The sequence below is a fragment of the Nocardia elegans NBRC 108235 genome, from assembly GCF_001612845.1.
GTDB classification, from domain to species: domain Bacteria; phylum Actinomycetota; class Actinomycetes; order Mycobacteriales; family Mycobacteriaceae; genus Nocardia; species Nocardia nova.
The window spans coordinates 15346-38581 of the sequence record NZ_BDBF01000053.1 but is presented as its reverse complement, the minus strand read 5'-3'; the positions used below and the strand labels follow the sequence as shown (position 1 = coordinate 38581).

At 66.3% G+C, this 23236-nt stretch carries 26 protein-coding genes; 17 read left to right on the top strand and 9 right to left on the bottom strand.

The window, feature by feature from the left end:
• Nucleotides 1-86: 86 nt before the first annotated feature.
• The 3 genes from NE2_RS29305 to NE2_RS29295 are packed head-to-tail and all read right to left on the bottom strand — an operon-like array spanning nt 87 to nt 2993.
• Nucleotides 87-902, bottom strand: a complete 816-nt coding sequence (locus NE2_RS29305) for an ATP-binding cassette domain-containing protein (protein WP_063031334.1) — start codon at nt 900-902, stop codon at nt 87-89.
• Nucleotides 899-1948, bottom strand: coding sequence for an ABC transporter permease (locus tag NE2_RS29300; RefSeq protein WP_063031332.1), 1050 nt, complete (start codon nt 1946-1948; stop codon nt 899-901). The genes NE2_RS29305 and NE2_RS29300 overlap by 4 nt, the downstream gene beginning before the upstream one ends.
• A 13-nt stretch (nt 1949-1961) precedes the next feature.
• Nucleotides 1962-2993 carry a sugar ABC transporter substrate-binding protein gene (locus NE2_RS29295; protein ID WP_084494408.1) on the bottom strand — a complete coding sequence of 344 codons (1032 nt, stop codon included), beginning with the start codon at nt 2991-2993 and terminating at the stop codon, nt 1962-1964.
• Nucleotides 2994-3145: 152 nt separating this feature from the next.
• Here NE2_RS29295 and NE2_RS29290 point away from each other — a divergent pair, with 152 nt between their 5' ends.
• From NE2_RS29290 to NE2_RS29265, 6 genes are all read left to right on the top strand, one after another.
• Nucleotides 3146-3637, top strand: a complete 492-nt coding sequence (locus NE2_RS29290) for a MarR family winged helix-turn-helix transcriptional regulator (RefSeq protein WP_063031330.1) — start codon at nt 3146-3148, stop codon at nt 3635-3637.
• A gap of 96 nt (nt 3638-3733) precedes the next feature.
• On the top strand, nt 3734-4294 hold the full coding sequence (locus tag NE2_RS29285; RefSeq protein WP_063031328.1) for a carboxymuconolactone decarboxylase family protein: 561 nt from the start codon (nt 3734-3736) through the stop codon (nt 4292-4294).
• Between the two features lie 80 nt (nt 4295-4374).
• Nucleotides 4375-5043 carry a dihydrofolate reductase family protein gene (locus tag NE2_RS29280; protein WP_063031326.1) on the top strand — a complete coding sequence of 223 codons (669 nt, stop codon included), beginning with the start codon at nt 4375-4377 and terminating at the stop codon, nt 5041-5043.
• A 33-nt stretch (nt 5044-5076) separates the two neighbouring features.
• Complete coding sequence (locus tag NE2_RS29275) at nt 5077-5493, top strand: PPOX class F420-dependent oxidoreductase (protein ID WP_063031324.1); 417 nt, start codon at nt 5077-5079, stop codon at nt 5491-5493.
• A 91-nt stretch (nt 5494-5584) separates the two neighbouring features.
• Nucleotides 5585-5860, top strand: a complete 276-nt coding sequence (locus NE2_RS29270) for a hypothetical protein (RefSeq protein WP_146165263.1) — start codon at nt 5585-5587, stop codon at nt 5858-5860.
• A gap of 138 nt (nt 5861-5998) precedes the next feature.
• Entirely contained in the window at nt 5999-6334 is a 336-nt protein-coding gene (locus tag NE2_RS29265; RefSeq protein ID WP_146165262.1) for a hypothetical protein, read from the top strand.
• Between the two features lie 51 nt (nt 6335-6385).
• Here NE2_RS29265 and NE2_RS29260 read toward each other — a convergent pair whose 3' ends face one another.
• Nucleotides 6386-7135, bottom strand: a complete 750-nt coding sequence (locus tag NE2_RS29260) for a TetR/AcrR family transcriptional regulator (RefSeq protein ID WP_174553996.1) — start codon at nt 7133-7135, stop codon at nt 6386-6388.
• Between the two features lie 103 nt (nt 7136-7238).
• On the opposite strand from NE2_RS29260, the gene NE2_RS29255 reads away from it, so the two are divergent.
• A complete protein-coding gene (locus NE2_RS29255) occupies nt 7239-7925 on the top strand; it encodes a hypothetical protein (protein ID WP_174553995.1) in 687 nt (228 codons plus the stop codon).
• A 54-nt stretch (nt 7926-7979) separates the two neighbouring features.
• Here the strand turns inward: NE2_RS29255 and NE2_RS29250 are convergent, their stop codons facing one another.
• A complete protein-coding gene (locus NE2_RS29250; protein ID WP_063031318.1) occupies nt 7980-8879 on the bottom strand; it encodes a LysR family transcriptional regulator ArgP in 900 nt (299 codons plus the stop codon).
• A gap of 69 nt (nt 8880-8948) precedes the next feature.
• Here NE2_RS29250 and NE2_RS29245 point away from each other — a divergent pair, with 69 nt between their 5' ends.
• From NE2_RS29245 to NE2_RS36040, 7 genes are all read left to right on the top strand, one after another.
• Nucleotides 8949-9569, top strand: coding sequence for a LysE/ArgO family amino acid transporter (locus NE2_RS29245; RefSeq protein ID WP_063031316.1), 621 nt, complete (start codon nt 8949-8951; stop codon nt 9567-9569).
• A gap of 57 nt (nt 9570-9626) precedes the next feature.
• Nucleotides 9627-10001 carry a pyridoxamine 5'-phosphate oxidase family protein gene (locus NE2_RS29240; protein WP_063031314.1) on the top strand — a complete coding sequence of 125 codons (375 nt, stop codon included), beginning with the start codon at nt 9627-9629 and terminating at the stop codon, nt 9999-10001.
• 170 nt (nt 10002-10171) lie between these two features.
• Nucleotides 10172-11689 carry an HNH endonuclease signature motif containing protein gene (locus NE2_RS29235; RefSeq protein WP_063031312.1) on the top strand — a complete coding sequence of 506 codons (1518 nt, stop codon included), beginning with the start codon at nt 10172-10174 and terminating at the stop codon, nt 11687-11689.
• 1020 nt (nt 11690-12709) lie between these two features.
• Complete coding sequence (locus tag NE2_RS29225; protein WP_063031308.1) at nt 12710-14062, top strand: helix-turn-helix domain-containing protein; 1353 nt, start codon at nt 12710-12712, stop codon at nt 14060-14062.
• Entirely contained in the window at nt 14059-14658 is a 600-nt protein-coding gene (locus tag NE2_RS29220; protein WP_063031306.1) for a GNAT family N-acetyltransferase, read from the top strand. The genes NE2_RS29225 and NE2_RS29220 overlap by 4 nt, the downstream gene beginning before the upstream one ends.
• A 108-nt stretch (nt 14659-14766) precedes the next feature.
• Nucleotides 14767-15657 carry an HNH endonuclease gene (locus tag NE2_RS29215; protein WP_063031304.1) on the top strand — a complete coding sequence of 297 codons (891 nt, stop codon included), beginning with the start codon at nt 14767-14769 and terminating at the stop codon, nt 15655-15657.
• Between the two features lie 80 nt (nt 15658-15737).
• Nucleotides 15738-16136: a hypothetical protein gene (locus tag NE2_RS36040; protein WP_063909515.1), complete on the top strand. Its 399-nt coding sequence runs from the start codon at nt 15738-15740 to the stop codon at nt 16134-16136.
• 26 nt (nt 16137-16162) lie between these two features.
• Here NE2_RS36040 and NE2_RS29205 read toward each other — a convergent pair whose 3' ends face one another.
• Nucleotides 16163-16966, bottom strand: a complete 804-nt coding sequence (locus NE2_RS29205; RefSeq protein WP_373862289.1) for a DUF1460 domain-containing protein — start codon at nt 16964-16966, stop codon at nt 16163-16165.
• A 107-nt stretch (nt 16967-17073) separates the two neighbouring features.
• Nucleotides 17074-18741, bottom strand: coding sequence for an SEL1-like repeat protein (locus tag NE2_RS29200; RefSeq protein ID WP_507756721.1), 1668 nt, complete (start codon nt 18739-18741; stop codon nt 17074-17076).
• Nucleotides 18742-19003: 262 nt separating this feature from the next.
• On the opposite strand from NE2_RS29200, the gene NE2_RS29195 reads away from it, so the two are divergent.
• Both NE2_RS29195 and NE2_RS29190 read left to right on the top strand, forming a co-directional pair.
• Nucleotides 19004-19774, top strand: a complete 771-nt coding sequence (locus NE2_RS29195) for an SDR family NAD(P)-dependent oxidoreductase (RefSeq protein WP_063031290.1) — start codon at nt 19004-19006, stop codon at nt 19772-19774.
• A gap of 17 nt (nt 19775-19791) precedes the next feature.
• Nucleotides 19792-20628: an enoyl-CoA hydratase/isomerase family protein gene (locus NE2_RS29190; RefSeq protein WP_063031288.1), complete on the top strand. Its 837-nt coding sequence runs from the start codon at nt 19792-19794 to the stop codon at nt 20626-20628.
• A gap of 8 nt (nt 20629-20636) precedes the next feature.
• On the opposite strand, the gene NE2_RS29185 is transcribed toward NE2_RS29190, so the two are convergent.
• Nucleotides 20637-21383, bottom strand: a complete 747-nt coding sequence (locus NE2_RS29185; RefSeq protein WP_030512964.1) for an SDR family oxidoreductase — start codon at nt 21381-21383, stop codon at nt 20637-20639.
• 113 nt (nt 21384-21496) lie between these two features.
• On the opposite strand from NE2_RS29185, the gene NE2_RS29180 reads away from it, so the two are divergent.
• On the top strand, nt 21497-22102 hold the full coding sequence (locus NE2_RS29180) for a TetR/AcrR family transcriptional regulator (protein ID WP_081879183.1): 606 nt from the start codon (nt 21497-21499) through the stop codon (nt 22100-22102).
• On the opposite strand, the gene NE2_RS29175 is transcribed toward NE2_RS29180, so the two are convergent.
• Nucleotides 22099-23133, bottom strand: coding sequence for an acyl-CoA thioesterase (locus NE2_RS29175; RefSeq protein ID WP_063909513.1), 1035 nt, complete (start codon nt 23131-23133; stop codon nt 22099-22101). The two genes, NE2_RS29180 and NE2_RS29175, sit on opposite strands and share 4 nt — an antisense overlap.
• Between the last annotated feature and the right edge of the window lie 103 nt (nt 23134-23236).

The window sequence follows — 23236 nt, the reverse complement described above, 5'->3', positions numbered from 1 at the left end:
ACTTACTTCTCGACGTCGGGCCAGGCAGAGGGTAACCGGACCCCCACCGACAGTCCAGCGCTCGCGCCCGCCGCGCCCACCGCCGCTCACTCCGGCAGCGGACGACGCAATTCATGTTGCAGCGCTTCCAGTTCCGCGCCGCCGGCCATCTGCCGGGTCAGCTCCGGCAGGTCGATCTGCGACTTGTCGTAGCCGCCGAGTGCGCGGCCGCGCCGCAGCAGCAGGAATCGGTCGCCGACCGGATAGGCGTGATGCGGGTTGTGCGTGATCAGCACGACTCCGAGGCCGCGATCACGGGCCTGCGCGACATACCGCAGCACCACGCCGGATTGCTTGACGCCGAGCGCGGCGGTCGGTTCGTCGAGGATGAGGACCTTCGCGCCGTAATGCACCGCACGGGCGATCGCCACACACTGCCGCTGCCCGCCCGACAGCGTGCCGACCGGCTGCTCGAGATCGCGAATCTCGATTCCCATGTCCGACAACGCGGTTCGCGTGATCTCGCGCGCGGTCGCTCGATCCAGCAGGCGAAAGGGTCCGGCGCCGCGGGTCGGTTCGGAGCCGAGGACGAAATTGCGCCACACACTCATCAGCGGCACGACCGCCAGGTCCTGGTAGACGGTGGCGATACCGCGGTCCAATGCCTCGCGTGGCGAGGAGAACCGGGTCGGCTCACCGTCGATGCGCAGCTCACCGGCATCGTGGCGATGAACGCCGGCGAGGATTTTGATCAGGGTCGACTTCCCGGCGCCGTTGTCGCCGAGTACGCACGTGACCTCCCCGGCGCGAACGACCATCGAGATATCCGCAAGGGCGACGACGCCGCCGTAGCTCTTCCCGATGTTCACCGTCTCGATCAGCGGCGCGGCTGTGGTCTGCGCCGCCGTGTGCTGAGGAGTCATCGGCGCAACCTTTCCGCGCGCTTGGCGAAGGCGTTGTTGACCAGAACCGCGGCGAGCAGCAGCACCCCGAGGAAGAGCATGAACCAGTCGCTGTCCCAGCGCGCGAACACGATTCCCTGCCGGGCCATGCCGAAGATCAGCGCGCCGATGGCCGCGCCCAGCACCGATCCGAAACCGCCGGTGAGCAGGCAACCGCCGACCACCGCGGCGATGATGTACTGGAATTCCAGTCCCACGCCCTGGTTCGCCTGCACACTCGCGAAACGCAGCAGATTGCACGAGCCGACGATCCAGCCCGCGAAGGCGGTGCCCATGAACAGCAGGATCTTGGTCCGAGCCGCCGGGACACCGACGGCACGAGCGCTGGGCAGCGAACCGCCGACCGCGTAGATCCAGTTGCCGAAGCGGGTGCGCACCAGCACCAGCGTCGCCACCGCGGTGACGGCGATCCACCACAGCACCGACGCTTGGATGCGGGCGTCACCGAGATTCGTCGTCGCCGCGAAAACCCAACCGGCCGAGGCGTATCCGGGCGCCGAACGGATGCCCGACACCTGCACGGTCCCCGTGACCAGCCGTGTCACGCCGAGGTTGAGGCCCTGCAGAGCCAGGAACGTACCCAGTGTGACGATGAAACTGGGCAGGCCGGAGCGCATCACCACCCACCCGTTCAGCGCGCCGACCGCGAGCGCGAAGAGCAGCGAAACACCCAGCGCGAACCACACATTCCATCCCGCGTGTACCGCGAGCATGGCCGTCACCAAGGCCGTCGACGCGGTCATCACCCCGGCGGAGAGATCGAATTCGCCTCCGATCATCAGCAGCGCCACCGCGACGGCCATGATGCCGAGCGTCGAGGCGTCGTCGAGCCAGGTGGCCACCCCGAGGGGGCTGAGGAACCGGTCGGTGATCACGGCGAAGAAGACGAATACCACCAGCGCGCCCAGACCGGCGCCGATTTCGGGCCGGACGATCAGCCGGTTCAGCAGCGACGGCCGGATCGCTGCCGTGGCGGTGGCTTCGGAAACCGTTGTGGTGTCGGTCATGACAGCTCCCTGCTCAGCGCGTGCCCTGTGCCACGAGGGCGGCGATGGCGTCGACGTTGGTCTTGTCCACGAAGGCGGGTCCGGTCTGCACCGGCATTCCGCCACCGACCGTGTTGAGATTGCGCCGATACAGCTGCAGCATCACGACCGGCAGATATCCCTGTTCGTACTGCTGCTGGTCGACCGCGAACAGCAGGGTGCCCGCCCGGATCGCGCTCACCACATCGGAATTCAGGTCGAAGGTGGCGACGGCGGCGCGGGAATGGGATTCACGCACCCCGTCGACCGCGCGGGCGGCGATCTGCGAATTCAGTGTCAGCACCGCGTCGATCGTGTGGTCGGCCTCCAACGCTCCCTTGATCCGCGACTGCGCGTCGGCCGGATTGTTGATGTCGACTTGCAAGGTGGTGGCATTGCCGCCGACTCCGTCGATCGCGCCGGCGCAGCGGTCGTTGGCGCCGATATTGCCGGCCTCGTGGATGACGCAGAGCATCCTGGTCCGGCCGGCCTCACGCAGGCGTTTGCCGGCGGCCGTTCCCGCCTGTCGCTCACTCTGCCCGACATGCCCGATCGCACCGGCGGCCGCGCTCTCGGCTTCGCCGGAGTTGATCGTGACGACCGGAATTCCCGCCGCGACTGCATGCTCGACGGACGGGCGCAGCGCCTGCGGATTGGCCATCGACACCACCAACCCGTCCACATGCTGGGCCACCGCGTTGTCCACCAGCTTGGCCTGCTCCCCCGGATCCCCCGAGGAGTTGTATTCGACCCGGATGCCCAGATCCTTACCGGCCGCCTCGGCGCCGTTCTTCACCACATTCCAGAACGCGTCGCCGGGGCTGCCGTGCGTGACCACCGCGACCGAGCTCAGCGGAGCCGTCGAAACCGTTGCGGGAGTGTGTGATTCGGAGACATCGGCGCCAGGTCCACTGCACGCCGCGAGTATCGCGGTGAGAGCCAGCCCTGGCGCGAGCCGGCGTGCGAGGCCGCGAGCATGTCGCGGCGCGGGAGGACGGGCGGGAATCCGCTGTGGCCGTGTGGTCATCGCGCCTCCGGGCATTCGGCAGAACAAGGCGGGTACTCGTTCCGGAGCACTCCAGGTGTATTGAACACCACCGGACCGGCCGCGACCGGTGACACGCGCCCCACGGGTGGCGCCTCGCGTCGTCCTCCGTCACGGCGACTACCCTCGTCAACATGGTTGTCGGAAAACGCGGGAGGGCCCCGGTCGACAGCCCCGGGTTCGAGCTGCCGCTGTTGCTGTTCGCCGGGTTCCGCTCGCTCATCGATGAATTGCATGCCGAGCTGGCGGAGCGGGGGCATCCCGATATGCGCCCGGCCCACGGATTCGCGATGCAGGCGATCGGAGTGCAGGGGGCGACGGCCAGCGATATCGGCCGCAAGCTGGGCGTCTCCAAGCAGGCGGCGGGCAAGACGGTCGAGAAGCTGACCGCGCTGGGCTATGCCGAACGTATCGAGGATCCCGACGACGCCCGGCGCAAGATCGTCTGCCTGACCCCGCGCGGAATCGACGCGCTGCGGCAGTCGGCCGAGATCTTCGAGCGGTTGCGACGCCGCTGGGTGCACGAGCTGGGCTCCCAGCGCGTGCGCGATATGGAGGCCGCGTTGCGCACGATGGTCCCGCCGGAATCGTTCCGGCTCGATGTCGCGGGGTGGTTCGGGAGCTGACCGGCTCCGCCCCGGGCGGCCGTCGAGGCTTGCCCAATTCGACAACCCGGTTTACTATTTAGACAACCTGGTTGTCTAACTTGAACGGATCGACGCATGCACTTCCCCACCCACACCCTCGACTCCGCGCCCGCCGAGGCCCGTCGCACCATGACCGCGACCGCCGCGCACTTCGGCTACCTCCCCGCCGCGGTGGGGAAAATGGCGACGTCGCCACGACTGCTCGACGGCTTCATGAAACTCAACGCCCTCTTCGAAGGCAGCACCCTCGACCAACTGTCGCGCGAGGTGCTGGTGATGACCATGGCCACGCGCAACGAATGTCACCTGTGCGTCGCCATGCACACCGCCAAGCTGACCGAGATCGGCGCCGACCCGGAACTGATCACCGCGCTGCGCGAACAGCGACCCCTCCCCGATCCCCGCCTGGCCGCACTCCAGGAGTTCACCCTCACCGTCGTCGAAACCGCAGGCAAAGTCCCCGACGAACGAGCGAGCGATTTCCTCTCGCACGGCTACACCACCGAACAGGCCCTCGAGGTGGTGCTGGGAATCGGCACCTACACGCTGTCCACGCTGGGCAATCGGCTCACCGCGGCGCCACTCGACCCCACGCTGACCGCATTCGCGTGGTCGGCGGGCCTGCACATGGCCTGACAACTGATTGCAATCGACAAGCACCGGCGATAGAGTGCAGGGCAATTGCAATCAGCAAGCACTCCGTGAGAGGACCCGCCATGCCCCGTCTCCGTGTCCACAATCTCTCGATCTCACTGGACGGGTACATCGCGGGCCCCGACCAAGGTCGGGATCATCCGCTCGGTGTCGGCGGCGAACGCCTGCACGATTGGGTTTTCGTCACCCGCACCGGCCGGCGGATGATCGGCCACGACGGCGGCAGCACCGGAATCGACGACGAACAGCTCGCCGCCGGTGAAGCGAATGTCGGCGCGACCATCATGGGCCGCAACATGTTCGGGCCCGTTCGCGGGGAATGGCCCGATGATTCCTGGACCGGCTGGTGGGGGCCCAACCCGCCCTATCACCACCCGGTCTTCGTCCTCACCCACCACCCGCGCCCGGCGCTCGAGATGGACGGCGGCACCACCTTCCACTTCGTCGACGACACCCCCGAAAACGTGCTGGCACGAGCCTTCTCCGCCGCCGGAGGCAAGGACGTCCGCCTCGGCGGCGGAGCCGCGACCGTCCGCCGCTTCCTGCGGGCCGGGCTCGTCGACGACCTCCACCTGGCTCTCGTCCCCACTCTCCTCGGCGCCGGCGAACGCCTCTACGACGACCTCGGCAGCCTTCCCGGCTACACCGCGTCTCCCGCCCGCCAAGGCGACAACGTCACCCACTTCCATCTCACGAAAGCGGCCGACCGACCGAGCCCGCATACCGCTTGACCTCAACCGCACTCGAGCTCTTAGCGTGGCGGCATGACTTTCACCGCGGCCGAACGCACCTATCTGACCTCCCAGTCGCTGGGCCGGCTGGCCACTGTGACGGCGGACGGGCGGCCGCAGTTGGTTCCGGTGGGATTTCGGGTGAACGACGACGGCACGATCGATATCGGCGGACCGAATCCGAGCGCGCAGCGCTACCGCAATGTGCGGGGTAATCCGAATGTGAGCCTGGTCGTCGACGATATGACGCCGGACGATCCGGCCGAGGTGAAGCCCGGGTGGGGGCGTGGAGTGGAGATCCGCGGCGTCGGCGAGATCCTCGATGTCGATACGCCTCCGGTGGCGCCGGACTGGTTCGCGCACACCATCATTCGCATTCATCCGCGGCGGATCCGCAGCTGGCACATCGATCCCGCGAGTCCGGACGGCGGGGCGCGTGATGTGAGCTGAGTCTCTTCTCAGCCCTGGGCGTATCGCGGCCGTGACGTTCGCGCCGAAATCGGCGAGGGTTGCGGGACAAGCGAGTTGAAAGGGGCTGGTCGTGTTCGCGACTGCCACGTCCGTCCGGGTACGCCGAATCCTGGCGAGGACGGCGATAGCGGGCTTGATTCTGATCGGCATGGTCACCGCGACCGCCGGGCAGGGTTCGGCGCAGGCGCCGGTGAGCGAGCCGAGTTCGGTCGGCCGGTACTACCCGGAAGTGACGCCGTTCGATCCGATACCGCTGGACTATCTGTACGGCTGGAATTCGTGGTATCGGCCGTACTACTCCTGGTATAGGCCCGTTTACCCGCCGGGGTGGTTCGGCAGCAGCTGAATCGCAGGACTGAGGGGCAACCCTGAGTCCCCGTCATCCTCGCGGCCGATTCCGCCCTGAACCTCGTGCCACCACCCGTGACGCGGTGTCCGATTTGCGAGAGACTGCGTGCGGTGTAACTGATTGGAAGGATTCACCGTGATTGCCAGAACCGAACATCGCACCAAGCGCACGGCGGCGCGCATCGCCGTTGCCGGCGCCATCGTGGCCGCGCCGCTTGCCGCGCTTGCCATTCCGGCCCAGGCCGAGGTCGTGAGCGCCCCGGCGGCCACCGAGATCGCACATCCGGGTCACGGGCACGGCCCGTGGGACGGCCGCGACCGTGGCGACTGGGACCGCCGTGGCGACTGGGACCACCGCGGCGATTGGGACCGCCACCACCGCGGCGACGACTGCAACCCGTGGGACCGGCACGGCAACGGCTGGAACGGTTTCCGTCAGGTCGTTCCGCCGGGATGGTTCGGCAGCAGCTGATCGGCAGCTGATTCGCGGCCCGGCGCCTCCACGGCGCCGGGCCGTTTGTCGTTACCGGCTGTTCGCGGCTATCGTCGCCGCCACGCCGTCGAGGACCAGGTCGAGACCGAAAGTGAAGTCGGAGGCGGGGTCGGCCTCGGCGGGCTGGATGGCGTCGAACAGTCCCGAGTCCAGCAATGCGGCCATATCGGGCAGCCGCTCTCGATCCACCAGTGCGCGCAGATTACGGCTGTAGTCGTGCAAGGCACCGGCCGGGTCGAGCTCGGCTGCCGCCATGGCGTGTTCGAGTTGGCGGGCGGTGACGAACGCCTCGCGGACGTATCCGCTGACCACCATGATGGCCCCGACCTTCGCCGGCCAGTCCAGCGTGGTGTCGCGCAGTGCGCGCAGCCCGGCGTCCATCCAGGCCACAGCGTTCGGTCCACTCGGCGGTCCGGTGATCGGCAGCTCGGTGAGCCACGGACGGGCACGGTGCTGCTCGAGTTGCGCGAACGCCCAGGCGCGCAGCATCGAACGCCATGAGCCGCTGGGCAATTCGGGTGACGCACCCAATCCGGCATCGGACATCAAGCCCAGCAGTTCGTCCTTCGATCCGATGTGGCGGTAGAGCGACATCGGCGTAACACCCAGAGCCGCAGCGATTTTCGGCAGCGTCGCGGCGGCGAGACCGTCCCGGTCGGCCAGCTGGACCGCCGTCGCCACCACCTGGTCCACATCGAGTGCGGCCGGACGGCCGAGTTTGGTGTCCACCGGCAGCCGCCACAGCCGCGCCAGCTGGTCGGGCACCTTCCGATCGGTCATCAGCGCGCATCCCGTCGTCGAATAGTCATCCTTCCGGAGTTTAGTATGGTCGATATAGTATAAGACATATACTTACTATTGCCGCCGATCGGAAGGACGATCCGTGCACACCGAAACCCTCCGCCGCACGGCGGGTATCGCCGCTGTCTGCGGCGCCGCGCTCATGCTCGTCGAACTGCCGCTCTACTTCGTCTACGAGGGCCCGCCCCCGGACTGGAACATCCTGACCCGCGGCCTGATCGGCCTCGTCGGACTCCTCGGCGTGGTGGTGTTCATGTCCACCTTCGCCCACCTGGTGAAGGCCGCCGATCGCCGCTACGAATGGCTCGGCTCACTGGCCTCGACCGCCGGTTTGATCTGGGCCACAGTCGCTTTCGTCTCCATGGGCCTCGAGATCGGCGCCACGATCCAGGCAACCGAACCGATCGATCCCACCGTCACCGTGTCCGGCACCTATGTGCTGTACGGAACGGTCAGCCGGCTCCTGACCGCCTTGTTCATGACCACGGCCGCTGTCACGATTCTGCGCACGCGGATTCTGCCCGCGTGGGCGGGGCGGTCGGCCGCGGCCCTGGCGGTGGTGAACGTGGCGTTCGCACCGTCGATGTTCTTCGGGAACACTCCGGCGAACTTCTACGCGGCGAACGGATGGGGCACTACCGCAACGGTTTCCGGGTTCACGATCATTTGGTTGCTCGCGGCGGGAATCGCGTTGCTCACCTCGGCATCGCCGAAAGCCGTTCTCGCCGCGGACGGCTCGCGGACGGTGGCACCGCAGTTGATCGACTGACGGAGCCGCCCGGGCTCGGCTTCCGACACGGAAACCCCTGCGGATGAATTCTTTTCACTGTCGAAGATAGTCGGCCGCCGCCATGCCGATCGTCTGCGCGACCAGCGCGAGGGCCGGCACGTCCAACTTCCACTGCTGCCAGTAGAGCGGCACATCGACCCACTGCTCCGGTGCGAAATTCCGCAAGGCGCCCGCACGCAGCAGTGGGTCGGCGTGCGTTTCGGGGACCAATCCCCACCCGAGACCCGCGACGATGGTGTCGCGAAAGCCTTCCGAGGTGGGTACGTAATGCCGGAGCCGGCTCGCACCCGTCTTGCCGGAGGTGACGGTGCGGACGTAGCGATCCTGCAGCTCGTCCCGGCGATCGAAAACGATGACCGGCGCCTCGGGAAGCCGCTGCTCCAGAGGCCCTGCCGCGAAATGACGCTCGACGAATTCCGGGCTCGCGACCGGCAGGTACCGCGCCAGACCCAAGAGCCGTGCCGTACATCCGGTCACGGGCTCGGCCAGCGAGGTCACCGCCGCCATCACCGTGCCCTCCCGCAGCAGTGCGGCGGTGTGGGATTCGTCCTCGCGATGCAGATCGAAGCAGACCGGCGGATCCTGCGGCACCTGCGACAGGGCGGGCAGGAACCAGGTCGCCAGTGAATCGGCGTTGACCGCGATGGACAGCGTGGTGGACTCGGCATCTCCGGCGATCCCCAACTCTCGCTGCGCCGCCTCCTGCAAGGCGGCCAGTTGCCGCGCGAAACGCACGACCGCCTGGCCGGATTCGGTGGGCCGCACCGGTTTCGTGCGCATCAGCAGCACCCGGCCGGTGCGCTGTTCGAGTGCCTTGATCCGCTGACTCACCGCCGAGGGCGTCAGGTGCATCGCGGCCGCGGCGGCATCGAATGTGCCTTCGTCCACGACGGCGAGCAGCGTGCGGACCTGATCGACCGGAAGTTCGGACATCACAGTTGCTAATGATAGTTAAGAACCTTTAGCTGTACTGATCACGTCAAGACCCATACCGTCGGCTGCGTGACCAGCGGTATCTTCTCGGCGGCCCTCGCCGGATTCGGTGCCGGCTTATCCCTGATCGTCGCCATCGGCGCGCAGAACGCGTTCGTCCTGCGCCAGGGCGTACGCAGGCAAGCCGTGGGAGCCGTGGTCGTCATCTGCGTCGTGTCCGACGCCATTCTGATCATGTGCGGTGTCGGCGGTCTCGGTGCGCTGGTCAGCGCGTATCCGGCAGCGCTGACCGTCGCCGGACTCGCCGGCGGATGCTTCCTGATCGCCTGCGGCGCTCTCGCGGCCCGCCGCGCACTGCGGCCCGCCACCGGCCTCACGACCACCGGCGATTCCACCGCGTCCCTCCGCACCGCGATCCTGGTCTGCCTGGCGATGACCTGGCTCAACCCGCACGTCTATCTGGACACCGTGCTGCTGCTCGGCTCGGTCGCCGCCGGGCACGGGTCGTTGCGGTGGGCCTTCGGCGTCGGCGCGATGGTCGCGAGCGGAGTATGGTTCGCCGGGCTCGGATACGGGGCTCGGCTGCTCGCGCCGGTGTTGTCGCTGCCCGCGGCGTGGCGAGTGCTCGACGTCTTCGTAGCGGGGACGATGTTCACGCTCGGGGTGGTGCTGTTGACGCAGCTCGCGTGAAGGCCTGCCCCACTTCACCGAGCGGTTCGCCGCCCGTTCCCGCAGTACGCTCGACATATGAATCCCGAGGTGAAATCGGATGAGCTCGCGCGGATGATCGCCGACTACGACCTCGCCCACCTCATCACCGTCGGCGACAGTTCCCTTCCCCGCGTCGTACCGGTGCATCCGATTCCACACTCCGGCCGACTGCACGTGCCCGCGCCCGGCAGCCACACCCGGGACAACGTCGCAGCCCGCCAGGCGGTCAGCCTGGTATGGGCGCCGCGAGAACCGACGGGATACTCATTGATCGTCGACGGTCTCGGCACGCTGGAAGACGACCGGCTCGTCATCGCGCCCACGCGAGCCATCCTGCACCGCGTCGCCGCACCCGGGCAGGTATCCACCGAGGGCGATTGCGGCAACGACTGCCGAATTATTCCGCTCTGAGACGTGGGTTGGGGTCACTGGGCATTGTCGATGCCTTCGAGCCATTGCGCCCTTGCACGGGCGAATCCAGCTGCGACACAATCTCTTTCGGTCACTTGTTCAGAATGAGTTCCGAAATCCACACAGACCGAAGGGGTGCACACCCCACCCCTTCTTGATAGAATTCGAACATGCATTCGAACGCTGGGGAGGACGTCGAGCAGGTCGCGAGACCGCTGCTCGCTGCGGTCTCCCAGCTGTCCGAACAATCACTGATGCCACTGTCGGATGAACAACTGATACAGGCGATGCGGGATGTGGAGAGTTGCGCGCGCCGGCTGACAGCGATACAGCATCGCCTGCTGATCGAAGCCGAGGAGCGATCCCTGCCGTCCCGGACCGGCGCGAAGACGGTGAAGCGGTTCCTGATGGAGACGCTGCGGATATCCAGCGCCGATGCGGGCAGCCGCGTCAACGCGGCGCGCTGGGTAGGAACCTTCCACGATCTCGACGGCGAGGTGCGAGACCCGCAATTGCTCTGCACCGCAGCAGCTTTGGCGCACGGTGAGGTCTCCGCCGATCACGTGCGCGGGATCGCGCAGGTCATGAGCCGAGTGCCCCGAGGCGTAGCCGACGCGGATCGCGAAGCCGCAGAACACCTGTTGGCGGAGTTCGCGCGATCCGGCTCGCCGGACGACATCGGCAAGGTCGGCGACCGAATCCTGGCCTACCTGGACCCCGACGGCCGCCTCACCACCGACCAGGACCGCGCCCGAATGCGAGGCATCGTCGTGGGCCGGCAACGCCCGGACGGCATGTCCCCCGTGCGCGGTGACATCGACCCGGTGCTGCGTGCCCTGCTGGACCCACTCCTGGCGAAGTACGCCCGCCCCGGCGTCTGCAACCCGGAGGACCCGAACAGCCCCGCCGTCGATATCGACACCGCCGACCCGGCGATGCTTGCCGAGGCAGCGCGATCCGATCACCGCAGCGCCGCCCAACGCAACCACGACGCACTCACAGCGATCCTGCGCTCGGGCCTGATCACCGAAGACCTCGGTCGCCACCGCGGCATGCCGGTGACCACCGTGCTGACGATGAAACTCGAAGACCTGGAGAAGGATTCGGGCTCCGCGACCACAGCCACCGGCGGCGTCGTGCCGATCCGCGAGGCGCTGCGACTGGCCGAACGATCCCGCCCCTACCTGGCGATCTTCGACCACGCCGGACTCCCCCTGCACCTCGGCCGCATGAAACGACTCGCCTCCCCAACTCAACGCCTGGCGCTGATCGCCGCCCTGCGCGGCTGCTCCCGCCCCGGATGCGACGCCCCTGCCAGCCTCTGCGCCGCCCACCACATCCGCGACTACGCCAAAGGCGGCCCCACCGATATCACCAACCTCGTCCTCGCCTGCGACGCCTGCCACGCCCTGATCCACGACGGACCCGGCGGCTGGAAAACCGTTGCACAGAGCGAGCTTTCCCCGTTCCCGGGCCGCACCGCCTGGATCGCACCCGAACACATCGACCCCAGTCGGACACCCCGCATCAACCACCGCCATCACCCCGACGAACTCCTGGCAGCGATACTCACGCGCATCCACCTACGCGACGAACGGGAACGACTGCAACGCCGACAACGCGAACGCGAACAGCGCGAGCGCTGGTTGCAGTCGCGTTCGCGTCCACCTGACACCAGCGCGGCCTGACACCCGACCCCCGGTCGGGCGCACCGCCGTGCGCGAAGACTCTGACTCTCACAGCCTCCGGGATCGGTCCGGCCTCACCCGCCCGGCGGCCACGAGAGTCCTCATCGCTACCGCCTTCGCAGCGCACAAGCCGGGATCACATTCCAAGTGCAGCTGCATATCCTCGTGCGCCTCCACCACTGTCGGCACCGATGACCGGGCGGCATGCGTGAGCGAGAGCCACAGAATATTCGGAGGCACAACAGCTTTCACAGCAGGACGTGCGGCTTCGCCGAACCTCTGATCGCCCCCGACATCCGGCCAAGCACAGGAGACACCTGCCACCGCCAACGCTGCCACACCGACAACCGTCACCACCGAAGTAACCAACCCCCAGCCAGACATCTCAATCACCCGACTCGACCCTCGAATCACGTGGAGCCGAGGCCGGCGCCGAAAGAATCGTGGGTCGCGTCCGCGCATAGGTAGCCTCCGGCTCAACCGCCTCCACATCGCATGCCGCGCACACAATTCGGAGCCGCTCCCCGAGATGCTCCACGCTCGGAACCACAACCGCCGCAACGTTGTACCCACCGATTCGATCGAGCAACCGCATGATCGGATCGTCGATGTCCCCAGCCGTCCGAAACACCACCCGCACCAACGCGTACCCCAACTTCACCGCATGCGCGAGCACCAGCTGCTCATTCGCCGGCCACCCCGGCAAGGTCCGGTCGATATAGCCGAGAGCGCGAGGCGGCCCCTTCGGCAGTTCACCCGACGCAACATAAGCGGTTGGAAGCGTCATACCGACCTCCCCATGGTCCCAATGAGATACATTCGGCTCCTTCGGTTTTCGTTGGCAAGCGCCCGCCGCCGAGGATCACCGCCGGTTGTGGATGGCGTCACAGATATCCGGACAGCGACCCGGCGGCGGGGCCGATTCGAGCTTCACGGAGAAACGCCACAAACCGAAGGCATGGAACCGCACCGAAGTAATACGCTTCCGCTACTGGCCGTTGAGGGTGTCGATCGGGGGCAATGATGATCGTCAGCACATGGACCGGCGCGGAGGTACGTGCTCTTCGCACGGTCGCACTTCGACTCACGCAGGAACAGTTCGCGGAACGGCTGGGGTTTCAACCGCCGACCATTCGCAAGTGGGAGAGGGCAACCCATGAGCGTCCGGTGCGCGGCGACTCGGCCGCAGCGCTGGATGTGGAGTTGTCCCGGCTCACCGATGAGCAACGGGATCGCTTCACCGTCGCCGTTGCACCTGACGAGCGCCCGCATCGTCCGGTTCGCGACAACGAGATTCCAACCCGCACAGCCGATAACCTGGGTGAGCATGACGAGCTGAGCACCTACGGAATCGAGGACGAGGTGAAGCGGCGCGAATTCGGAGTGTTCATGGGTCTCGCTGCCCTGACAGCAGCCGCCGACGCTCCACGCTTTTCCCACACTGTCGGGGTAGGCGACGCCCGCCGGTTGGCCGAACGCGTGACTGAACTCGCTCGGCGCGAGCAGGCTGTCGGCGGCACCCCTCTTGTGATGACCGGCCTCCGAGACCTCGCGATCGCCAAGCGGCTGCTCGAAACCGGCGCCTTTTCCGATCGGGCTGGATGCCTGTTCATGAGTGCCGCCGGCGAATTGGCAACGATCACCGGTTGGATGGCCTATGACGCCGACCTCCACCCACTCGCCCGCCAGTGTTACGCCGACGCGTTCGCGCTGGCCAATCAGGCCGGTGACAACGATCTGACAGTCCACGTATGCCTGAACGCCGCACATCAATCGATCGCACTCAGCCGAACCGGGGATGGCAGCCCGCACCGTGCACTCGCCCATCTGGAGCGCGCACGCCAACTCACCCGTGGCCGACCGCCCGGCCGAATTCACGCCCTGATCGCGATCCGCGAAGCACTGGCCCACGCAATCCTGCGCGACAAGATGGCATTCGATCGTGCAGTTGCGACCGCGTGGCGCGAACTGGACGCCGCCATCGCCCACGAACCACTTTCCGAATGCCCGCGATGGCTACGATTCGTGAACGCGAGCGAGATTCGGTCACAAGAATCCCGCGGGCTGGGCGACCTCGGCGAGCCCGAGAAGGCATTGGCCCTGCTGGTCGCCGACGAAGACACAGCGGAGACCGGAATCCGCAACCGCGCCAATTACCGCGCGGGTCTGGCCGCAGCACTCGGCAGGACGGGCGACATCAACAGTGCCGTGGCCCAAGGCCTTTACGTCCTGACCGAACTGGAGAGCACCGTATCCTCCACACGCACCCTACGATTGCTGGCCCCGGTCCGCGCGATCACAGACAGCATCCCCGATGACGAATTCGCCAGGCGCTACGACAACCTCCACCGCCAAGCGATAGGCGTCTCATGAATGTCGACCCACCTTCGATCGACGGCCTGACTTTCCAGCACTACACGGCCGCCGAAGCGCGAGCAGTCCGAGATCAAGTCGAGCTGATCTTCCGAGATTCCTACATCGACGCCATCGAATCCGGCGAAGAATTCGAAGCGCCCGAAGCATTCATGCACCGCTTCGACACCTACACCGACCCGAGCCGAACGGGCTTCGAACTCGTAATGGCGCGTACAGCCGACGAGCCCGTCGGCCAGGCGTGGGGATGGCCTCTGGGAGGCAACAGCAAGTGGTGGTCGGGACTGCAACTGGACGAGGGCGATGCAGAGGCCTTCACCTACGAAACCGGGAGCCGGACGTTCGCGTTGAGCGAGCTCATGGTGCGTAAGAAATTCACGGGCAAGGGGATTGCCCGCTCGCTGCACGATGAACTTCTTCACAATCGGGCCGAAGCCCGCGCAACTTTGCTCGTACGCCCCGACAACACCCGAGCTTACGAGACGTACCTACGATGGGGTTGGAAGAAGGTTGGGGCCCTTCGGCCGGACTGGCCTTCGGCACCTCGGTTCGACGTCCTCGTCTACGAACGGAACGAGCAACGAGTCGTCTCGTGACGTCCAACAGCGCAAATCGTCGAGATTCCCTGTGCCCAAACAGGTCTGGCACAGACTCGTGACCAACGACGACCAACGCCGGCGAACCGAACATGGCACACTTCACACATGACAAGCGACGTCGAGAGGCAACTTCGCCAGATGGTGTTCGATCACCTCAACAAAGCCATCGAGGCTAAGGGGGATCGGGCCTTCACCCGGCAAGAGTTGAACTCCTTCTGGGTTGGCGACCACCATCGGCGGCTAATCGACGTTGCAAAGGGTATTTGGAATCCCAGGGACCTCCTGGCGACGCTTGCCATCGTGTCCGATCCTACCGGCCGCCGATATGCCGACCAGGAGATCAGCGACTCTCTGCTCTCGTACGACTACCAACAAGACGCAGTGGAGGGCGACAACACGAAGCTACGCCGAGCGCTCGATCTCGGCTTACCGCTCATTTTCTTCCGCAAGATCCGTCCGAGCGTGTACATGCCCGTATTCCCTGTGTACGTCATTGCTGACGACAGGCCGAATAGAAGGTTCCTAATCGCAATCGACGAAGAAATTCGCCGATTCGATGACCCCTTCGACCTGAAGCCGGACGAGCGCCGTTATGTAGACAGAGTAACCAAGCAGCGGCTTCATCAACCTGAGTTTCGCAGCCGCGTACTGACGGCATACAAAAACCAATGTGCTGTGTGCAGCCTCAAGAGGATCAAGCTGCTCGACGCCGCCCACATCACTGCTGATGGCCACCCTAACGGGACGGCCACCGTGGATAATGGACTCACTCTATGCAAGATTCACCATGCAGCGTATGACGTCAACTACCTCGGTATATCGCCTGATTACCTGGTGCACATCAACAGTGACTTGCTGAACGAAACTGATGGGCCCATGTTGAAGCACGGGCTGCAGGAGATGCACCGACGGCAGTTGATAGTTCCGGCCCACCGAGACGAAAGACCCTCGAAAGAGCGCCTCGCCGAGCGCTTTGCGGCATTCCGGGCGGCATAGCACCGCGGAAGACTGTCCTGATGCGCCTACCTCGTGGAATAACTGGCTTCCGGCAGGTCGGAGAACTACCGTTGGATCGGTTGGACGAGAGCGAGTTCCGCAATGCTTGCTACGCGGTGGCACGAATAGCCGGAGGGGTTGTCTCTCCACCGCCTTCCACTAGCCTGTCCGGCAACTTCTTTCGGTGCACCATCGCCTACTCGGGCACTGAACGAACCGTAGTGTGCAACATGTATGCGCCGCTGGTCGCGATCGCCGAGCCGATGCCTTTGTATGAGCTGACGCTGACCTTCGCCGACGATCCGGGCCTTGCCGGCGCGTTCAAGTCCCTCTCCCGGTTCCAGGTGTTGTCACGACATGAATTGGGCCGGCCGCTGGCGGATTTCGATCTCTCGGAGCTGGGACCAGCCGAACTCGAACAAGTCCGGTATTGGAGCCCGCATACCCTCGGAGAAGCCATCTTCAACTGGTGGGACTGACTGCGCCCAACGGATCCGTTGCCGGTCTACGCCGGTCGTGGGCGCAACACCACTATGCCAGGAACAGTTTGCAGGTACTCGCCCAGCGGTGTATCCACGACCTCGTTGTTCGCCGCGAGTGACGACGCGTTTCGGAAGACCGGGCCGCTCGGGGTGTTGATGAGGATTCCGACGTGGGTGACGTCGAGGCCGGGTTGGTCGGCGTAGGCGCCGATGTAGTCGCCGGTTCGGAGCCCGCTGACGACACTCTCGTCCACCGCTGCGCTGGGGATGTAGGTGATGTCGCGGTCGACTACTGGGATGCCCGGCAGGTAGACAGCCCCGTCGCCCTTTGCGTTGAGGTGTTTGGGGACCGTGACTGTGGCGGGCGACAGATTCCCGGTGATGTCGGTGGCGGCGACATCGACGACTTGCGCCCAGTCGGTGAAGAAGTGTTTGCGGTGGGTGTAGTCGACTTGGGCGGCGGCGTAGCGGGTGTCGATCAGGTTGGCTTCGAAGCGGTTTCGGTCGGTGGTTCGGCTCAGGGCTTCGACGTAGTCGAGGAAGGTGAAGCAGTCCACTTGGCGGAAGTCGGCGACGAGTTGTTCGGGCTGGGTTGCGGAGCCGATGAGGGTGTTCGCGGCGTAGGGGGTGCCCAGGAATTGTCGGGACAGCAGGTCGAGTAGTTCGCCTTTGCTCGCTCCGGTCGCACCGGCGCGCAATGCGACGAGTTCGTCGATGCGGTGGGAGGGGGTGTCGTCGATGGCGGCGTCGGCGCTCGCACGCGTGGGCAACAGGAGTGCCGCGGCGACCAGGACGAGCAGGACCGGCAGCATGCGGGTGGAGCGCAAGACACCTCCCGGGTGACGAGTGGAATGGCCGGTATCCACCGTAGACCAGGCGGCGGCCGCTCCGGACTGCTGTTCTGGTCAGGGGATGCCGAGCGGAACGGGGCTCGTCACCGCATGGGAGTAGCGCCGGGCTCGCCCGCGGCGGCGGCTCTGCGCCTCCAGGTTTCGGCGGCGTCGACACGGCCTGCCATCGCGAGTAGGTAGGCCAGGCCGGACATCGCGCCGGGGTGGCCGGCGTCGGCCGCTCTGCGCCACCATGTTTCGGCCTCGTCGGTTCGTCCTCGATGCTCGAGGATGCCGCCGAGGAGAAACATCGCTCTGGGATGACCGGTCTCGGCGGCGCGGCGGTGCCACGTTTCGGCTTCCGTCATTCGGCCGGTCCGCTCCATCGCGACCGCCAGGTTGCACATGGCGACGGGACGTCCCGCCTCGGCGGCTTTGCGGTACCACCACTCGCCCTCCTCGGACCGGCCCGATTCCATCAGCAGTGCGCCCAGGTTGGTCATCGCAACGGCTTCGCCCGCCTCGGCGGCTTTGCGGTACCACGACTCGGCCTCCCCCACTTCGCCGAAGGCTTCGAGTAACAAGCCCAAGTCGAACATCGCTGCCACGTTCCCGGCATCGGCGGCCTTTCGATACCAGGTCTCGGCCTCGCGTTGCCTACCCGTCTGCCGCAATGTGCAGGCCAGGTTAAGCACTGAGGCCGGATGTCCGGCTTCGCCGGCCCGCCGATACCAGGTTTCGGCGTCCTCCGGCCTGCCCGTCTCCTCCAACGTGATCGCCAGGTTGAACATCGCCTTTGGGTGACCGGCGTCGGCGGCCTTGCGCCACCAGGTTTCTGCCTCTTGTGTCCGGCCCGAGTCGTCCGCGAGCACGCCCAGGTTGAACATGGCAGTGACATGGCCGGCGTCGGCAGCGCGGCGGATCCACAGCTCGGCGGGCTCGGCCTTGCCGGCGTCTTCGAGAAGCAACCCGAGGTTGAACATCGCGTTGGGCTCGCCGGTGTCGGCGGCTCGGCGGTACCAGGCCTCGCCTTCCTCGATCTGTCCTTGCTTCTCCAGCAGAACGCCCAGCGTGGTCATCGCGCCGGTGTGCCCGGCGTCGGCTGCCTTGCGGAACCACTCGTCGGCACATTCGGGACGTTCCGTCGCCTCGAAGAGTAGGGCAAGGTTGTTCATCGCCGTCACGTGGCCGAGGTCTGCGGCGCGGCGAAACCATCTTTCGGCTTCCGCCACCTGCCCGGCATCACGCAACCTCACCGCCAGGTTCGACATGGCATTGGCGTTCCCGAGGTCTGCGGCGCGGCGAAACCACCCCTCGGCTTCGGGCGACCGACCCGTATCTTCCAGAAGCAGCCCAAGGTTGTTCATCGCGCCGGGATGCTCATTGTCGGCGGCGCGTCGGTACAGGGCTTCAGCCTCCTGCATACGCCCCGTGTCTTCAGCCGCGACGGCCCCGCCGAACAGGGCGGCGGATCTTGTCGACTCCTCCGCTCCGGCAGGCGCTGCGTCCGGAAGCCCCAGGACCGCCGCGTCCACTCCGCGCAGAACGCACTGGGCCGCTGCCTCCAACGCACGATCATCCGCCGCACCGGCATCGTAGAGATCCTCGGCCAGCGACGCCTTCTTGGCTTCGGAATGTGGCTTCCGCTCCAGCGCCGAAACGTCCACGTCCGGATATCTATCGCTGATCAGTCGCTTCAACTCGCCGTAAGCGTCCGTAACCTGTTGTGCCACAACATCTTCAGCGCTTCCCGACGCTATCGCCGAGGCCACGAGCGTAATAACGAAGTTAATGTCGAGTCCTCCCGCCTCTCCCCACGATCAGTATTGCGGGGCCCACCGACAACTCCGCGGGAGCGAGTCGCCCGACGTCGGTGTGCCGACGGTGCACGGAACCTCGGACGGGCGACAGGACGTGGACCTGCGCGGCGAGCCCCGCCGTTCGGAACACGCCGCGCGACTCGCCTGATAGAACTGACTGCGACCGTCGTCAGTTCTGCTCGGCAGAGCGACACCAAGCAGAGAGGCTCATCCCGTGGACCGCAGCTCATTCCAGAAACTTTTCGACCTCAGCGGGCGGACCGCGATCGTCACCGGCGGCACTCGGGGTATCGGGCTCGCGCTGGCCGAGGGGTTGGCTTGTGCGGGGGCGAATGTCGTTGTCGCCAGTCGGAAGCCGGAGGCTTGTGAGAAGGCGGTGGAGCGGCTGCGGGAGTTGGGGGCCGAGGCTATCGGGGTGCCGACTCATCTGGGGGAGATCGAGGAGGTGCGGGCGTTGGTCGCGCAGACGGTGGAGAGGTTCGGCGGGGTCGACATCGTGATCAACAATGCCGCGAATGCGCTGGCTCAGCCGTTGGCGGTGATGCAGAAAGCGGCGGTGGACAAGTCGTTCGCGGTGAATGTGCAGGGACCGTTGTTCCTGGTGCAGGCCGCGCTGCCGTATCTGCGGGAGAGCGAGCATGCGGCGGTATTGAACTTCGCGTCGATCGGGGCGTTCGGGTTCTCCGGCGGGCTGGCGATGTACTCGGCGGGAAAGGCGGCGTTGCTGTCGTTCACTCGCTCGATGGCCGCCGAATTCGCCGCCGACGAGATTCGGGTGAACGCGATCGCGCCGGGTGCGGTGGATACCGATATGGTCCGCAACAATCCGCAGGAAGTGGTGGACGCGATGGCCGCGGCACCGTTGCTGCGGCGGCTCGGTGAGCCGGACGAGCTGGTCGGGCCCGCGCTGCTGTTGTGTTCGGACGCGGGCAGTTTCATCACGGGACAGACGTTCGTCATCGACGGTGGCACCGTTCCGCGCTGAACGCGAAGGAGACAGGCATGTCCGCGCTGAATATCGAATACCGGTCCTCGGGTGTCGTGGTGTTGACCATCGACCGGCCACACCGGCGCAATGCGCTGGACAACCAGACCGTCGCCGAGCTGCATCGGGTGCTCGACGAGGTGAACGGGAAACCGGAGGTGCGGGCGCTGGTGATCGCCGGCGCGGGAGCCGGGTTCTCCTCCGGAGCGGATCTGAAGTCGAAGCCGGAGGATTTCACGGCCACCGATGCGAGTCCGACCGCGGCGCTGCTGGGTGCGGCGCAGTCGCCGGTCGCGCAGATCTACGCCAGCCAGGAGTTGATGGCCTCGGCGTTCGAGAAGATCCATCGGCTGCGGCAGCCGGTGATCGCGGCAGTGAACGGCGCCGCGGTCGGCGGCGGGTTCGCGCTCGCGCTGGCCTGCGATATCCGGTACGCGAGTCACAGTGCCCGCTTCGGCGCGGTGTTCATCCGGCACGGGATCTCGGCCTGCGATATGGGCACCAGCTATCACCTGCCGCGATTGGTGGGCGCGTCCCGGTCGGCCGAATTGCTGCTCACCGGAAGGGTTTTCGACGCCGAGGAGGCCGAGCGGATCGGGCTGGTACTCGAGGTCGTCGACGAGGACGAACTACTGGGCCGGGCGATCGCCAAGGCGGAGGAGATCGCCGCCCATTCCCCGCTCGCGGTGTGGATGACCAAGGAGACGATGTGGCAGACGGTGGATGCGCCGAGTCTGCGCCACGCCCTCGACATCGAGAACCGGACTCAGGTGATGTGCAGCGCCACCGGAGAACTCGCGGAATCGTTCGGAGCGTTTCGCGAGGGGACCGAGTTCGCTTGGGGGCCGCTGTGATCGCGTAGCTAGCTCTGCGCGGTCGGGCGGACGATCACTTCCCCCACATCCACATCGGCGGGCTGTTCGATCGCGAACGCCACCGCACGCGCGATCGCGGCTGGTGGCTGCGCGATTGCCTGAATCCGGGCGGCGTACTCGTCGTCGATCGAACCCGAACGCACTCCTTCGGTATTCGTCATGCCCGGCGACACGACTGTGACGCGCAGGCCGGGACCGGCCTCCTGCCGCAACGCCTCCGACAGCACGCGGACCGCGGTCTTCGTCGCCGCGTATACGCCCTGCGTGGGAACGATCCGATGCGCCGAGGTCGACGCCATGTGCACGAAATGCCCCGCCCCCTGCGCACGGAACACGGGCAGGGCCGCACCGATCCCATTGAGCACTCCGGTCAGATTCGTGGCGACCATGTCGTCCCAGTCGTCCTGTCGCAGCTCGTCGAATTTGGAGATCGCCATGCTGCCGGCATTCGAGACGAGTACGTCGAGGCTCCCGTACCGCTGTTGCGCCTCCGCGACGAGCCGCGCGAGATCCTCCCTGCGACGCACATCCACACCGAGGCCGAATGCCATTCCGCCTCTCGCCTGGATGCGCGCGACCACTTCGGCGAGGCGGTCCTGGCGTCGCGCACCGAGCACGACGGCCGCGCCCCGTTCGGCCAAGTACTCGGCGATCGCCGCACCGATCCCACTGCTCGCTCCCGTGATCGCGACAATCTTGCCCTGGATGCCGCCGCCGGCGTGCGGTTCCGTCATGTGACCTCCCGGTACGATAAAACGGACAATTGTCCGGAACTGTCCTCAAATGTAACGGACAACTGTCCGTTTTGCAATCGATATAGGGTGCTACCGAAACAGACGGAGCGGTGATGACGAAGGCGAGTCGACCAGAACAGGCGGCACACAACGCATCTCCCGTGCGCGCGGCGCGGTCGGGACGCCGGGACGCCGAACGCAACCGCGCACTGATCATCGAGGCCGCGCGAGCGGCGCTCGATGCCGACGGCGACGCTTCGATGCACGCGATCGCGAAGGCCGCAGGCGTCGGGCAAGGCACGCTGTATCGGCATTTTCCCACCCGCGAAGCGCTCGTCATGACCGTGCACAGAAACGACGTCCGAGAACTCGTCGACGCCGCTCCACAGCTTCTCGACGATCACCCGCCCGCAGTTGCCCTGCGCCTCTGGTTCGACCGGCTCGCGCGATACGGCCGCATCAAGCACGGCCTCGCCGGCGCGCTCCACACCGCGATGCACGCCGAACTCGCCGACGAAGGTTACGGACCGGTCGTCGCCGCGATCAGGTCGCTGCTCGACGCAGGCGTGCGTAACGGTTCGCTGCGCCCCGACGTCACGCCCGACGAGGTATTGCTCATGGTCGGGTTCCTGTGGCGGATCGATCTCGACGACATGTGGGAGGACCGCACCCGACGCATGCTCGACATCGTGATGGACGGCCTCCGGACGCCGTCCTAGTTTGGCGCGATCCGGAAATGGTTGGGCTCGGCGTCTTCCGGAACGGCGTCTGCGGGCGTGAAATCCTCGACCAGCGAACGTAATCCGATCAGGTGACGGGCGTGGGCGTCCAGGGCGACGTCCTCGTCGGAGGCCGGAATCCACTGCCGGATCGAGCGCGCTTTGGCATCCGGGTCCAGAGCCACGACCACGGCCAGTCCGTGGGCCGCCAGTTCCGGTTCGCCGGAATGCGGATCGGTGGAGGTGACGTGCACGCTGATGTGCATGCTGCGGGGTCCGGTGTGGATCAGCCGGGCCGTCGCCTCGACGGCGTGGCCGATGACGATCGGCCGGTAGAAGCGGATGCCGCCGAAGTACGAGGTGAGGACGTGCTGGCCGGCCCACTTCGCGCCGCAGACGTAGGCCGCTTCGTCGATCCACTGCATGGTGCGGCCGCCGTGGACCTTGCCGCCCCAGTTGATGTCGGAGGGGGCGGCGAGGAAGCGCAAGGTCGCGCTGGGCGCCGTCCCTTCGGCGGTGTAGCGCTGGGCGGCCATCGCGGCCTCGATTTCCTTGCGGACGGCGATCCGGACCTTCGCCTGCCGGTGCCGCCGCAGTTCCAGAGCCGTGGTCGGATTCCATTGCGGCACTTCGACGGTACGTCGCTCGTCGTCGACGGCGACGAAGATGGTCAGGCACTGGGCGCTCTGGACCGGCTTCACGCGGGTCGGGTCGGTCGAATAGACGGTGACCAGGATGTGCATGCTGGTGCGGCCGGTATGGACCAGATTGGCGTGCAGTTCCACCAACTCGCCGACCTCGATGGGACGGTCGAGGTGGATGTTGCCCACGTAGGCGGTGACGCAGTAGTGACCGCTCCACCGGGCAGCGCCCGCGTAGGCGACCTTGTCGATCCATTCGAGAAGCTTGCCGCCGTCCACCGTGCCGACGATGCCGGCGTCGGCGGGCTTGACGAGAAACCGGTGGATGACCTCGGCGCGAGATCCGGTCGAGTGGGCGGCGGGCGCGGTAGCGGTGAGTGTGTCGGGCACAGCGACAATTCCGTTCGGGGACGTGCGGTCGATTCGCTGACACCGTTGTCCTGGAGCACAGTAGAGGCCGCATGCCATACGGGCGAGTAACCGACTTCCCAGG

Excerpts from the sequence above, each read along its gene's own strand:
- NE2_RS29235 (WP_063031312.1), top strand. The coding sequence starts at position 10,172 with ATGCATTCGAACGCTGGGGAGGACGTCGAGCAGGTCGCGAGACCGCTG.
- NE2_RS29185 (WP_030512964.1), bottom strand. The coding sequence starts at position 21,383 with ATGACGGAACCGCACGCCGGCGGCGGCATCCAGGGCAAGATTGTCGCG.
- NE2_RS29285 (WP_063031328.1), top strand. The coding sequence starts at position 3,734 with ATGCACTTCCCCACCCACACCCTCGACTCCGCGCCCGCCGAGGCCCGT.
- NE2_RS29305 (WP_063031334.1), bottom strand. The coding sequence starts at position 902 with ATGACTCCTCAGCACACGGCGGCGCAGACCACAGCCGCGCCGCTGATC.
- NE2_RS29240 (WP_063031314.1), top strand. The coding sequence starts at position 9,627 with ATGAATCCCGAGGTGAAATCGGATGAGCTCGCGCGGATGATCGCCGAC.
- NE2_RS29280 (WP_063031326.1), top strand. The coding sequence starts at position 4,375 with ATGCCCCGTCTCCGTGTCCACAATCTCTCGATCTCACTGGACGGGTAC.
- NE2_RS29275 (WP_063031324.1), top strand. The coding sequence starts at position 5,077 with ATGACTTTCACCGCGGCCGAACGCACCTATCTGACCTCCCAGTCGCTG.
- NE2_RS29300 (WP_063031332.1), bottom strand. The coding sequence starts at position 1,948 with ATGACCGACACCACAACGGTTTCCGAAGCCACCGCCACGGCAGCGATC.
- NE2_RS29290 (WP_063031330.1), top strand. The coding sequence starts at position 3,146 with ATGGTTGTCGGAAAACGCGGGAGGGCCCCGGTCGACAGCCCCGGGTTC.
- NE2_RS29215 (WP_063031304.1), top strand. The coding sequence starts at position 14,767 with ATGACAAGCGACGTCGAGAGGCAACTTCGCCAGATGGTGTTCGATCAC.
- NE2_RS29220 (WP_063031306.1), top strand. The coding sequence starts at position 14,059 with ATGAATGTCGACCCACCTTCGATCGACGGCCTGACTTTCCAGCACTAC.
- NE2_RS29250 (WP_063031318.1), bottom strand. The coding sequence starts at position 8,879 with ATGTCCGAACTTCCGGTCGATCAGGTCCGCACGCTGCTCGCCGTCGTG.
- NE2_RS29180 (WP_081879183.1), top strand. The coding sequence starts at position 21,497 with ATGACGAAGGCGAGTCGACCAGAACAGGCGGCACACAACGCATCTCCC.
- NE2_RS29295 (WP_084494408.1), bottom strand. The coding sequence starts at position 2,993 with ATGACCACACGGCCACAGCGGATTCCCGCCCGTCCTCCCGCGCCGCGA.
- NE2_RS29260 (WP_174553996.1), bottom strand. The coding sequence starts at position 7,135 with ATGACCGATCGGAAGGTGCCCGACCAGCTGGCGCGGCTGTGGCGGCTG.
- NE2_RS29225 (WP_063031308.1), top strand. The coding sequence starts at position 12,710 with ATGATGATCGTCAGCACATGGACCGGCGCGGAGGTACGTGCTCTTCGC.
- NE2_RS29190 (WP_063031288.1), top strand. The coding sequence starts at position 19,792 with ATGTCCGCGCTGAATATCGAATACCGGTCCTCGGGTGTCGTGGTGTTG.